General features: G+C 38.7%; 12 protein-coding genes. 5 read left to right on the forward strand and 7 right to left on the reverse strand.

From position 1 onward, the window contains the following. Positions 1–34: 34 nt before the first annotated feature. Both MST17_RS02850 and MST17_RS02855 read left to right on the forward strand, forming a co-directional pair. Positions 35–1,090 carry a glycosyltransferase family 4 protein gene (locus tag MST17_RS02850; RefSeq protein ID WP_180026745.1) on the forward strand — a complete coding sequence of 352 codons (1,056 nt, stop codon included), beginning with the start codon at positions 35–37 and terminating at the stop codon, positions 1,088–1,090. Then, positions 1,087–1,881, forward strand: coding sequence for a glycosyltransferase (locus MST17_RS02855; protein WP_180026744.1), 795 nt, complete (start codon positions 1,087–1,089; stop codon positions 1,879–1,881). The genes MST17_RS02850 and MST17_RS02855 overlap by 4 nt, the downstream gene beginning before the upstream one ends. Positions 1,882–1,925: 44 nt before the next feature. Here the strand turns inward: MST17_RS02855 and MST17_RS02860 are convergent, their stop codons facing one another. The 5 genes from MST17_RS02860 to MST17_RS02880 form a co-directional block, all read right to left on the reverse strand. Beyond that, a complete protein-coding gene (locus MST17_RS02860) occupies positions 1,926–3,017 on the reverse strand; it encodes a glycosyltransferase (protein WP_180026743.1) in 1,092 nt (363 codons plus the stop codon). Between the two features lie 77 nt (positions 3,018–3,094). Continuing rightward, the gene (locus MST17_RS02865; protein WP_111885360.1) at positions 3,095–3,313 is read right to left on the reverse strand and encodes a hypothetical protein; all 219 of its coding nucleotides are present in this window, start codon (positions 3,311–3,313) and stop codon (positions 3,095–3,097) included. 125 nt (positions 3,314–3,438) lie between these two features. Further along, positions 3,439–4,305: a lysophospholipid acyltransferase family protein gene (locus tag MST17_RS02870; RefSeq protein WP_180026742.1), complete on the reverse strand. Its 867-nt coding sequence runs from the start codon at positions 4,303–4,305 to the stop codon at positions 3,439–3,441. A gap of 315 nt (positions 4,306–4,620) precedes the next feature. Continuing rightward, the gene (aspS, locus tag MST17_RS02875) at positions 4,621–6,405 is read right to left on the reverse strand and encodes an aspartate--tRNA ligase (RefSeq protein WP_180026741.1); all 1,785 of its coding nucleotides are present in this window, start codon (positions 6,403–6,405) and stop codon (positions 4,621–4,623) included. Positions 6,406–6,565: 160 nt separating this feature from the next. Further along, positions 6,566–7,345 (reverse strand): DUF4184 family protein, encoded by a 780-nt coding sequence (locus MST17_RS02880; protein WP_180026740.1) that lies wholly within the window; start codon positions 7,343–7,345, stop codon positions 6,566–6,568. Between the two features lie 146 nt (positions 7,346–7,491). On the opposite strand from MST17_RS02880, the gene znuD reads away from it, so the two are divergent. After that, a complete protein-coding gene (gene znuD, locus MST17_RS02885) occupies positions 7,492–9,576 on the forward strand; it encodes a zinc piracy TonB-dependent receptor ZnuD (RefSeq protein ID WP_180026739.1) in 2,085 nt (694 codons plus the stop codon). 109 nt (positions 9,577–9,685) lie between these two features. After that, entirely contained in the window at positions 9,686–11,152 is a 1,467-nt protein-coding gene (locus tag MST17_RS02890; protein ID WP_180026738.1) for a phospholipase D family protein, read from the forward strand. An 87-nt stretch (positions 11,153–11,239) separates the two neighbouring features. Here MST17_RS02890 and MST17_RS02895 read toward each other — a convergent pair whose 3' ends face one another. Then, positions 11,240–11,698: a hypothetical protein gene (locus MST17_RS02895; protein ID WP_180005494.1), complete on the reverse strand. Its 459-nt coding sequence runs from the start codon at positions 11,696–11,698 to the stop codon at positions 11,240–11,242. A 183-nt stretch (positions 11,699–11,881) separates the two neighbouring features. On the opposite strand from MST17_RS02895, the gene MST17_RS02900 reads away from it, so the two are divergent. Beyond that, entirely contained in the window at positions 11,882–12,346 is a 465-nt protein-coding gene (locus MST17_RS02900; protein ID WP_373685127.1) for an RcnB family protein, read from the forward strand. Between the two features lie 47 nt (positions 12,347–12,393). On the opposite strand, the gene MST17_RS02905 is transcribed toward MST17_RS02900, so the two are convergent. Next, entirely contained in the window at positions 12,394–12,891 is a 498-nt protein-coding gene (locus MST17_RS02905) for a phosphate-starvation-inducible protein PsiE (RefSeq protein ID WP_180026737.1), read from the reverse strand. Between the last annotated feature and the right edge of the window lie 75 nt (positions 12,892–12,966).

The following is a 12,966-nucleotide window of genomic DNA, read 5'->3' on the forward strand; positions in this document are numbered from 1 at the left end:
GCAAAACTGAAGATGATTAAATTTTGAGTAAATTATGAAAGTTGTACAAACGGTTTATGGGGATGCCTCGGGCGGGCGTTGGCAAGCAATGCTTAATACCTATGAGGCTTTAGAAAGTAAGGGTCATGAGGGGATGATTGTTTATGGCACTGATAATCAAAAGCAAAAAATTGAGGGCTATCGCTCTTGGTGCCTAAATAACTCAGGATTTTATGATCCAGTCGCTACAGTTAAATTAGCACTATGGTTAAGACACTATAAACCTGATGTGGTGATTGCTCATAGTGGGCGTGCGGTTTATTTATTTAAAAATGCACTGCTTTTTGCACGAATTCAATGCCCTGTTATTACGATGAATCATAGTCATAACGTGAAAAGAACATTACGTGCAGATGGATTTATTCATATTACTCCTTATGTAGGGCAGTGTGTTGCTGAGGCTGCTAAAAAGAAAGGGGTAGATTTGAGTCAAAAATCACAAGCGGTTATTTCAAATTTAATACATTTACCAGATGATGAGCCTTCTTTTGCTAAAAACCTTGGGGAACCCGTAGTCTTAGGTATTATGACGCGTTTAGTTGAATATAAAGGTACACATATAGCAATTTCTGCTGTAAAACAACTGAAGCAAAGAGGTTATATAGTTAAATTGTTAATTGCTGGAGAAGGTGAGCAAAAGGAATCCTTGATCAAGCAAGTTAAAGACTCTAAGTTAGAAAATGAAGTTGCGTTTCTTGGATGGATTGGGGGCAATGATAAAACAAAATTCTACAGAGATATTGATATTGCCCTTGTTCCTACCATGAATGACACTCAACCTTTAGCTATATTAGATGCTTTTGCTTGGAGGGTCCCTGTAGTTGCGAGCGATCATATTAGTGTTCAGCAGATTATTAAAAATGGAGATAATGGAATATTGGCAAAACAGGACAGTTATGCAGATTTAGCTGATAAAATTGAGATGCTGTTAAAAGATAGTGATAAAATAATTTCTTTAGCTAAAAGAGGATATGTTGATGCTATAAGTAATTATGAATTTAAAATTATTGCTAACAAGCTTTCAAATTTTATTGAAGGGGTATGTAAATGATTTTTAAAAAAATAAAATTTGGTATAATTACAACAACTTATAATAGACCCTTATTGCTAGAAAGGGCCATTAATTCAGTTTTAGGACAAACTTACGTAAATTGGGTACAAGTCGTAGTAAATGATTGTTCAGATATATCTTATGATTATTTGGCTACAGTATATGATGATAAGAGAATTATTTTTTTAAAAAATAAAAATAATTCTGGCGTAAATTATTCAAGAAATAAAGCTTTGGAAATACTTGAACAAGAAGGTTGTGATTTTATTACTTTTTTAGATGATGATGATTATTTATCAAGTGCTGATGTTTTTAAGGAAATGATTGAAGATATAAGCAATAAGCCTTTTATTGATTGGTTTATATATGAAATTAAGAACATTGGTTCCTTTAATATAGAGCCACAGCAGTGTGAGTTTGATCTCGATTATATTAATGATTATCTATATGGAAATAAGTTAAAAGGTGATAAACATCATTTAATTCGGGCTTCAATGGCGAATGGTAAACGTTTTACTGAGTTTGTAAAAAATGGTTATGAATGGACTTACTTTATACAGTTTTCAAATTTAAATACTAGATATGTCTCTAGGTCAGTAAAATGTATTGAATACCAAGAAGATGGTCTGACAAAAAATGGTCAACCTAAAAAAGTTAAAAACATTATTTTACAAACAGCTTTACCAACGCTAGTTTGGATGAGTCGTCCAAATAACTTAAAAGCTCTTAAAAGAATGATAGCTTTATGGTTGAAGTTCCCATTGCGTTTAGGTCTAGCATTATTTCGATAAGTTTAAAATTACTTTATGGTATACAAGTTTAAATGTTTAGTATTCTAAAAAATTAGGGAAATAAACTTTGAGGCCATATTTTTAATCTGTAAGATTTCTTGGGTCTCCTGTTTTATATTGTATGGGGATTTAAGGCAACTTTCTAGTTTCTGTGACAATAGGGTTATATTGTTATAGGGGATTAAATAATTTTCCATATCTTTTTGAAGAGAAAATATATCATTTACGCCAGAAGAACAATTATAAGCAATTATTGGAGTTTTAAGGATGATGCTTTCTGCTAGAACTAATCCAAATGACTCATAGCGTGAGGTTACTACTAAACATTTTGAGCTTGCTATATATTCGTAAGGGTAATCGACCCAACCTAAAAAATCAACTCGATTGGCTATTTTTAGTTCTCTAGTCAAATCTTCTAGTTTCTGTCTTTCAGTGCCATCACCAACGATTGCCATTCTACCGTCTGTGTCAGACATAGCGAAAGCTTTGATTGCATGATCAACTTGTTTAATTGGTACTAATCTTCCAACAAAAATGACGTCCCATTTTTTTTCTGTAGATGCATATTGATTTAGAAATATAGGTGGAATATTTACACCATTCGCAATAGTTTTGACTAAGCTTGGGTTAGCATATCTTTTAGCTTTATTTTCTAGATCACGGTTAACAGTGATTAAATTTCGATTGTGAAATAATTTAGAAAATTTTCTTTTATTTTTGAAAAAACGTAGGTATTCTTTCATTTGCTTCAAGGGGTTATTAAATTTTCGAACTTCTAAAAGATCACCATGAATCCAGTGCCATACATTCCCTTTTAAATAAGGTGCCAACCAATGTCCGTTATTATATCCAGTAATAATGAGATCAAAACTGTATTTTAGTAATTCATTTATTTGGTGTACTTCAGATTCAGTTAGTTTTTTATTTTTCCATATTTTTCCATAAGCAAAAGAAATTTGGATTTTAAGGTCTATATATTTAATAATTTTTGAACAAGAGTAATGATTTGATTTGCCATTTAAAACTGCGAGATGAATATCATGCCCATTACTAGCTAAATACTCTGCTAATTTGAGTGTAATTTTCTCTGCACCGCCACAGCCAAGATGGTCAACAATAAATAAAATTTTATGCATGATAAAGCAATAAGCAATCTAACTATTTTTTAGTATACCAGCCATACATAAAATACTGAATCTTAGTGTTTATTAAATTATTCTTTATCCGCATTACCTTTCAACACCATATAAATCAAACCGACAAAGATTAATAATGCACCTGCAAGGCTGCTGACACAGAATAAAACAATACGGTTATAGGTGGTTAAGTTAAATAATTCGTTGGCTAAAATGTAGCGCATGAACAACCATTGTACGACAGAAAAAACAATCAACACGATTGCACGACGACGGACTTCAGGACGCATAGCCATAGGAGAATCACTTAAAGTGGAAATTGAGGCTATTATGCCACTGTCGATAATCGATCTCAATTGAATAAGATTAATTCAAGCCTGTGGAACACAACTCTAAAGGTTGAGATGTTCTTAGATCACCTTTATTTGCGGTATATATTGATATTGCCAAAGCAGACCCGAAAGCGCTTATAAGACCAGATATACTGTTCTGGTGCTTGGTTAATGATGTCTTGCATCGCGATGTTCAGTGCGTCGACAGAACATTGTAAGTCTTTAGATAAAATCTCGTCTGATAAGGTTTGGCAATGCACATCAAAGTACTGTAGGTTAGGTTGTCGGATACAACTTAATCCAATGACATTGCATTGGGTTTTTGCAGCAAGTTTTGAAACAAGTGTGATCGATAAAGTATTTTGCCCAAAAAAATTGGAATAAATGCCGCCTGAAGGCTTTGGTAAATGATCAGGTAAAATGACCGTCAGACCACCTTGTTTCAAATGTTTAAAAATGGCACGGATCCCTGTTTCATCTGTCGGGACTAGGGTTGCATTAAACTTCTCACGTGCTTCTAACAGATACCGATTGATCCCTTTATTTTTATTCGGTTTATACATAATCATCGGTTCTGTATACAAGTTCAGCCATGCATTGAGTAATTCCCAGCAGCCAAAATGAGGAACCACCACGATCACACCTTTTTTATTTGCCAGTGCTTCCGTGAGGATATTTTCACCATAAATGTTTTTCAATAAGCTCAGGCTATAACTTGGCGGCATCCCCCAACATTTAATAAATTCAATATAGGTCAGGCATTGGCTGCGGATACTTTGACTGACGAGCTGTCTCTTCGCTGTCGCTGACATATCTGGGTAGGCCAGTTGAATATTGATGCTAGTGATACGTTTGATTGATGAGTTAAACAGGTTAAGAATAAACGCGATCATCAAGGCCAAGTTTTGTAACAGCCAAAGTGGCAATAGCGCGATGATTTTGAATATAAAGTACATGGATCACAAGGTCTCAAAATTGACAGCATGGAATAAAATAAATTTTGCCAAGAGACCGGACTTATTCAGTGAAAAGTACAAAAAGATCTGAATCTAAAAACAAAATAATCGGAAGTGGAAAATTGAGCTGTCCATTGCTCAAAGGATGTAATGCAACATCATAACGTACTTGAAGCGTTTTGATATTAGCAAAGTCAATCAAATCTTTAATTTATGTTTTGTAGGTTTTCAACGACCTTTTGTTGATCGAAATAAAAAACCCTGCATTGAGCAGGGTTTTTTTAAACCTTTAAATCTAAATCTAAAAATGTAAGATTATTTAGATTCTTCAGCTTTTGGTTTTTCACGTAAGCGAATACCTAAGTCACGCAATTGGGTTGCTTCAACTGGCGCAGGCGCTTGAGTCAGTGGACATTCAGCAGTTTTCGTTTTCGGGAATGCAATCACGTCACGGATTGAAGATGCACCAGTCATCAACATCACTAAACGGTCAAGACCGAATGCTAAACCACCGTGAGGAGGCGCACCGAATTTCAACGCATTTAACAAGAAGCTGAATTTCTCTTCTGCTTCTTCTTCAGAAATACCAAGCGCTTCGAAGATCGCTTTTTGCATTTCAAGGTTATAAATACGAAGTGAACCACCACCGATTTCAGTACCGTTCAATACCATATCGTAAGCAACAGACAATGCCGCACCTGGATTGTTCTTCACTTCTTCAATGCTTGATTTAGGAAGCGTGAATGGGTGGTGAACAGATGTCCATTTGCCATCGTCAGTTTCTTCGAACATTGGGAAGTCAACAACCCAAAGTGGCGCCCACTCGCAAGTTGCAAGTTTCATGTCGTGACCGACTTTAATACGTAAAGCACCCATCGCATCATTTACGATTTTCGCTTTGTCCGCACCAAAGAATACGATGTCGCCATTTTCAGCACCAACGCGTTTCAATAGATCAAGTACGATAGGCTCGATAAATTTAACGATTGGAGATTGAAGACCTTCAATACCTTTTTCAAGCTCGTTGACTTTAATGTAAGCCAAACCTTTCGCGCCATAAATGCCAACGAATTTAGTGTATTCGTCGATTTGGCTACGTGGAAGCGCGCCAGCACCTGGTACGCGAAGCGCAACAATACGGCCTTTAGGATCTTTTGCAGGACCTGCGAATACTTTGAACTCAACGTCTTGCATCATGTCTGCAACATCAACAAGTTTCAAAGGAATACGTAAGTCAGGTTTATCAGATGCATAGTCACGCATTGCATCTGCATACGTCATACGTGGGAACTTGTCGAACTGAACGTTTAGAAGTTCTTTGAACATCTTAACCGTTAAACGTTCCATTAAATCCATAATGTCATCGTCACTCATGAACGATGTTTCAACGTCGATTTGTGTGAATTCAGGCTGACGGTCAGCACGTAAGTCTTCATCACGGAAACATTTAGCAATTTGGTAGTAACGATCAATACCGCCAACCATCAACAACTGTTTGAACAATTGCGGAGATTGTGGAAGCGCGTAGAAGCTACCGTTAGAAACACGACTTGGTACTAAATAGTCACGCGCACCTTCAGGAGTAGCGCGAGTCAAAATCGGTGTTTCAACGTCTAGGAAACCATTTTCTTCGAAGTAGTTACGAATCAGGTTGGTTAATTTAGAACGGAAACGTAAACGATCTAACATTTCTGGACGACGAATATCGAGGAAACGATATTTCAAACGTACTTCTTCAGAAATATTGGTATTTTCGTCATTCAATGGGAATGGAGGAGTTTCAGACGCAGCAAGAACTTCAATTTCTTTGCCTAAAACTTCGATTTGACCACTCACGATATTCGCGTTTTCAGTACCTTCGTAACGACGACGTACACGGCCTGTAATTTTTAATACGAATTCTGAACGTGATTTATCAGCAGTCGCGAAAGCTTCAGGAGTATCAGGGTCAATCACCACTTGAACAAGGCCATCACGGTCGCGCATGTCAAGGAAGATTACACCACCGTGGTCACGGCGACGGTGAACCCAACCGCATAATGTAACGGTTTGGTCGATTTGGGCTTCAGTAAGTGAGCCGCAGTAATGAGTTCGCATCATAGCGTTAGAAATCCAACTATATGGGTTAAGGTCAGCGAATACGTAAACAGCGTACCGCTTTTATTCGAATAGGGGATTATGCCTCTTTTTGGCTGTTTTGTCACAAGGACTTATTGCTAAAACAGCCAAATTTACAGCAAATTTTTGCTCAATGAAGGGCTTAAGCCGATGACGTAGAAAAAATGTTAGTGCTCTTGCTTATGATTAGAAATATCAGACTACCAAGGCTAAACGTGGCCAAAAATGCACGAAAAAAATAATTAATGGCTTTGCCGACATAGGCATACAAGTCGTGTACAAAGGCATCAGAATAAATACTGTCAGCAAAATAAAAATAACTTGCGATGCCCGCAGCTAAAGACAGGGCCGCTAAACCATATACATAGACTTTGATGGATGTGGGGATGCTTACTGTACTTCGATAATGAAGATGATGACGATAAATCATCCATGCCAAAACGGGGAGTGCCAAGCCAGATAATCCAATTTGCAACACACGATGTAAGGGATATGAATGACCGAAAAATTGAATCGGTAGACTCAATAGATCCTTAAATGCAAAGGTACGAAAGTCAACATGGGTCAAGCCATCCCAAACAATATGCGTCGAAGTTCCAATGATGAGTGCGAGGATGAGACTGAGCATAAACCCACAGCATTGATTGAAATTCTGTAGATTCAGCGGCTTATTTAAACCAAAAAAAGCAAATAACATCGGGCGATAGAGCACATACCACAGCATACAAAACAGCAAACCAAGGATTAAGTTTGGAACAATTAACCCCGACCATTGATGTGAACCTGCATAGTCAGCATTGGTAAATAAACGGAATAAATCTGGCACCATGCTACCAATTGCGAGTGCTGCAATAGGCAGGCGATTTCCGCTTAATTTGGAAATAGGCGGTGCGAGTACAGCATGGGATATGGTAAAAGGCATTGAACTAAAATAAATATATGAATAAATACAATGTGGTATAGGTGAGTGTATATGATTTGGGCAGATTAGAATGTTTTTTATTGCAAAATAAATGAAATGTTATATTATAACATTATTCAAAAATAGCCTGATTTGAGTCTCTCCAAATGTCTTTTCATAAGAATTTAATCACAATCTCAATTTTTGCAGTGATTGCACCCAATATTTATGCTGATGATCAGCAACAACAGGTACAAAAGCTCGAAGCCATTAATGTTCAGGTTCATCCTTTAAATCAAAGTGCCGCAGATTTTGCGGTTGCAGATAACATTATTAAGCATAAAGATTTGGCACAAGGTGGAGTCACTATTGGTGATGCGTTAGCCGGACAACCGGGTGTATATTCAAATCAGTTTGGTGCAGGCTCAAGTCGACCTGTGCTGCGTGGGCAAGATGGGCCACGTGTCAAAGTTTTGGAGCATGCATCTGAAACAGCAGATGTTTCAACTTTATCCCCTGACCATGCAGTGACGGTTGATCCAATTTTAGCGAAACAAGTTGAAGTGATTCGTGGGCCATCCACTTTATTGTATGCAGCTGGGACGGTTGGTGGGTTGGTGAATGTTACCGATCAAAAAATTCCAACGCAGATGCCTGAAAATGGTTTAGAGGGGCAGGTTGGGCTACGTTATAACTCAGGTAGTGACGAAAAATTAGCGAGTGCAGGTGTCACTGCTGCGCTAGGAGAAAATTTTGCACTGCGAGTTGAGGGATCAAAGCGTAAAGCCAATGACTATATTGCACCCGATTATTTCCATGACCATGAGGGTGAGTTAGAAAAAGAACGTCGTGTGGGTAATACTTTTGCTGAAGGCGAAAATGTAACGATTGGTGCTTCATGGATTCATGAGCCCGGTTTTGCTGGACTGTCTTATAGCAACCGTCAAGACCAATATGGCTTACCGGGGCATAGTCATGAATATGAAAGCTGTCATCCACATGATGACCATTTACATTGTGATGGTCATGACAACCATGGGCATACCGATGAGCATGATCATTCAGCCCATGACGAACATGATCACGATCATGATGCCGCAGGCCCATGGGTCGACTTAAAGTCAGAACGCTATGATTTCCGTACCGAACTTGCGAATCCGTTTGCGGGCTTCCAAAAAATCCGTGCACATGCAAGTTATACCGATTATCAACATGATGAAATTGAAGGCGATACAGCGGCAACAACCTTTAAAAGTAAAGGTTACGATGGTCGTTTAGAGTTGGTGCATAACCCGATTGCGGATTGGGAAGGTGTGATAGGAGCACAATACAATCAGCAAAAGCTCAATATTAGTGGTGAAGAGTCACTGATGAATCCAAATAAAACCCAAAAATGGAGTGTGTTTGGTTTAGAGCATAAACAATTTGGTGATTTTCATGTCGAGCTGGGCGCCCGTGTAGATCAGCAGAAAATTCAAATCGATTCTGCACAAAAAGACTATGATGATTATGGCATCTCTTATTCAGGTGCTGTGAATTGGGCGTTTGCACCCAATTATAAATTGTCCTGGGTGGGTTCTCATCAAGAGCGGTTGCCATTGGCGCAAGAGCTGTATGCAGATGGCAAGCATTTTGCGACCAATACCTATGAACGTGGGAATGAAAATCTAGATGTTGAAAAATCCAATAATCTAGAATTAGGTTTCCATTATGAAAAAGATCAGTTGGATTATCACGTTCATGTGTACCACAACTGGTATGACAACTACATTTATGCCGCAACCAAAGATAATTTTGAAAACTTCCGCTTAGTTGATTACACCCAAGACAAAGCTAAGTTTTATGGCGCGGAAGCTCAAGTAGGCTATGCCATCAATGATATGTATAAACTCAGTGTCTTTGGTGATTATGTTCGCGGCAAAATTGATGGTGAAAATGCGCCACGTGTGCCTGCAGGGCGTTTAGGAACCAAGGTCGATGTTGACTTTGCCGATGGTTGGTCAGGTCTTGCAGAATATTCACATGTATTCAAACAAGACAAAATCACTGCATTTGAGCGTGAAACAGATGGCTACAATATGGTGAATTTGGGTGTGGCCTATAGTGGTCAATTGAAAGATCAAAATGATTATCGAGTCTATTTCAAAGCCAATAATTTATTGGATGAAGATGTTTACTCTCACACGTCATTCCTTGCCAATATTCCTCAAGTCGGTCGTAATTTTACGGTTGGTCTTGAATTTGGTTTCTAATTGAATTTGCACAGACTTTTCTAAGTAAGTCTAGGTAAAGTCACAGAAATCCTCTTGAAAAATCAATGAATAAAACCTAGTCTGAGCGCATTAGACTAGGTTTTTTCTTATGCGCATCATTCAACGAATACATCACAAGCTTAATTGGTCACGTCGTCGCTATGTGGGTGTGGTCATTGGTTTATTGGTTTTAGGTTATTTGGCATCGGCAACCTATCACACGCTAAAACCACTCCCTGAAGGGCTGAACTACACGGGAAAACTTCGCCATGCTGAAGTGAACTTTTTAGTAGATGAAACCTATATCGATGCGCAAGGAAAGCAGCAACAGGAACATCGCATTTTTAAAGAAATGCTGAAAATGATCGAAGAAGCGCAGTCGACCATTGTGTTGGATATGTTTCTCTTTAATCCTCAAGTTGGCGACTCTCAATTAAAACATGAACCATTAACACAGGAACTGACCGATGCACTGATTTTGAAGCGTCGTCTATCTCCTCAAGTGGAAATTTTTGTGATTACTGACCCGGTCAATTCGGTATATGGCGGCATTCAACCTGAACATTATCGTCAATTGCGTCAAGGTGGAATTGAGTTAATCGAAACCAATTTGGTACCGCTTCGTGCATCCAATCCTGCATGGTCAGGCTTTTGGTATATCTGCTGTCAAGATATTGGCAATAATCCTGAACAAGGCTGGTTACCGAATCCATTAGGTACGGAAAAAGTGACGATTCGCAGCTATATGGATCTGTTTAACTTTAAAGCGAATCACCGAAAAACTTTGGTGGTAGATACCATCGATGGCTGGAAAGGTTTAGTCACCTCTATGAATCCACATGATGGTAGCTCACGACATTCTAATGTTGCTCTGACTGTGAAGGAAATGACTGCAATTGACCTATTAAAAACCGAGCAAGCCGTAGGCATGATGTCTAAAGCTAATATTCCATTTGTAGTGATTAAAGATGTTGAAGCCGCGAAAACTCAGCCACAGGTTCAAGTGCTGACTGAAAAAGCCATTTATGATGCCACACTCGACTTAATTGATAGTGCGAAGAAAGCTGGAACTGAAATTGATATTGCTATGTTCTACTTGTCAGAACGTAAAATTACCAAGGCACTCATTGCTGCGCATGAACGTGGCGTGAAAGTGCGTGTATTACTCGATCCGAATAAGGATGCTTTTGGGCGGACTAAAAATGGCATTCCAAATCGACCTGTAGCATCCGAATTACATGATGCGGGTATTGATGTACGTTGGTGTAATACCCAAGGTGAGCAGTGCCATAGCAAGATGATTTTAAAACGAACTGCTTATCAAGCCGATATGATTTTAGGTTCGGCAAATTTCACCGCGCGTAACTTAAAAAACTATAATTTAGAAACGGATTTACGCGTGATTGGTCTGAAAAATGCGCAAGTTTTTAAAGATGCATCGCAGTACTTTAATACGGCTTGGTCAAATCTGGATGGTAAACAAATGAGTGTCGATTATAGTAAATATGCGGATGAATCGACCTTGAAATATGTGTTGTATCGCTTTATGGAATGGAGCGGAATATCTACTTTTTAGAATTGTCTTAATCTCCCAAATCCCTCTTTTTTAAAGAGGGGCTTTCCTCCCTTTTTTAAAGGGAGGTTAGGAGGAACTAAATCAGTTTTAATTCTTCGGTACAGGATTCGGCGGAACGATTTGATCTAAATCTTTATCCGTCATTTGATCCAATTCTTTAATATCGGTTTTGATTTTCCATTTATCTGCATCATCTACCGGTTGTGGCAAACGAGCTTCTAACCAGTCACAGATGACATCTGGTGGAAAATCGGCATGGTTACATTGAATCACCCAAGACAAGAATTGTCTTGCTTCGCCATTCATATATGGTGGCGGAGAAACCGGTAAAAATTGAGTCGGTAAGCGTTCATTTTTAGAAATATAGTTCAATACATGGCCCAATTCTTGAACAGTTTGCCATGCTAAAGGGTGATCTACATTAATTTGAAATTTAAACCACCAAGCAGTTTTACCATCGGTTCCGTACGAGTCAATCAGTTGTTCTTGAATACTTGGAACTTTAGAAAAAAATTGATGAAGTCGGTCAAAACTTAATTCAGACACAGCATTTGATCCACTACGAAATAAAATCAATCTTAGCATAATCCAATGAAAAACAGGCTAGCCTGAAGGTGCGATCAGCTTGGTCGGAAAATTAACAAATTCTTGCACTTGATGGATTTTTATCCATTTTTTCTCCTACAATGGAATTTATACTGAGCGTATAAACCGTCGAGGAGAGCTTAAGTGAAAACCACATTATTCTATGCGATTGCAGGTGTGATGCTGATCAGTGCTTCAGCCAGTACTTTTGCGGAAAACAAATGGGCAAATTACCAAGGTGTAGATACATCAAAACCACAACACCGTCCACCGTCGATGAATCGGCCTGGCTATCCGCAGCATGCGCCGAATTATCCTCAACATTATCCTCAGTATCCAAGTCGTCCGCCGGTTTATCCGCAATATCCAAATCGACCTTATCCGCAGTATCCTCAGAGTGGCATTAGCATTCAATACAAGGCACCGACCACGATTACTCAAAATTCACAAAGCTATAGTTGGGTCAATGGCGATCCTGCGAGTGCCAGTATTTCCAGTTCGACCTATACCTTTATCAGCGATTGGAAACGGATTGGTTTACCAGCACCCCCAAGTGGCATGTATTGGATCTTTGAAAATGGTCGCTATGTATTAGTGCCGAATCGGTAATTTAATCTCCCCAAACCCCTCCTTAAAAAAGAGGGGCTTTAATAAGACTAAGCTAACTCATCATCTTGCGGACGTGGGGTTTTTCCTTCAGGCAGTGGCTTCTCGGAATGCTTATCTCGAATAACCGAAGGATATGTCCAAGAGGCATAGCGCACAATCAAAATGGCCACAGCAAGGATGAGGATCGAACCTGTAGTAATGACCAAGCCCATATCCGCTTTATGGTCATGTTGAATGTCCGAAATCAGTAAACGGGTCAGGGCAGTAATAGCAATATAAATCAGGAAGCGAACAGGCATGTGGTTGGTTTTAAAATAAATACCAACCATGGCACCGAGTTCGAGGTAAATAAACAATAATAAAATATCGTCAATCGTGGCGAATTGCTTAACTGTAATAATTTCAAAAATGGTATGACCCGCAGACCATAAAATCATACAGCCGATGACAAACAGCGCAAGATAATGAAAACCTTCTACAGCAAGATTGCCAAGTCGGTCGAGGAGGGCTTCAATTTTTTCTACTTTAGGATCACGGTGTTTCATATATCTTCCTCCTGTGTAAATTGCGTGAATATTCAATCAAGAACAAGTCATTAAATACCAAGCAAATTTCATGCA

Origin of the sequence: Acinetobacter sp. YH16056_T (genome assembly GCF_024605895.1) — a bacterium.
Classification (GTDB): Bacteria; Pseudomonadota; Gammaproteobacteria; order Pseudomonadales; family Moraxellaceae; genus Acinetobacter; species Acinetobacter amyesii.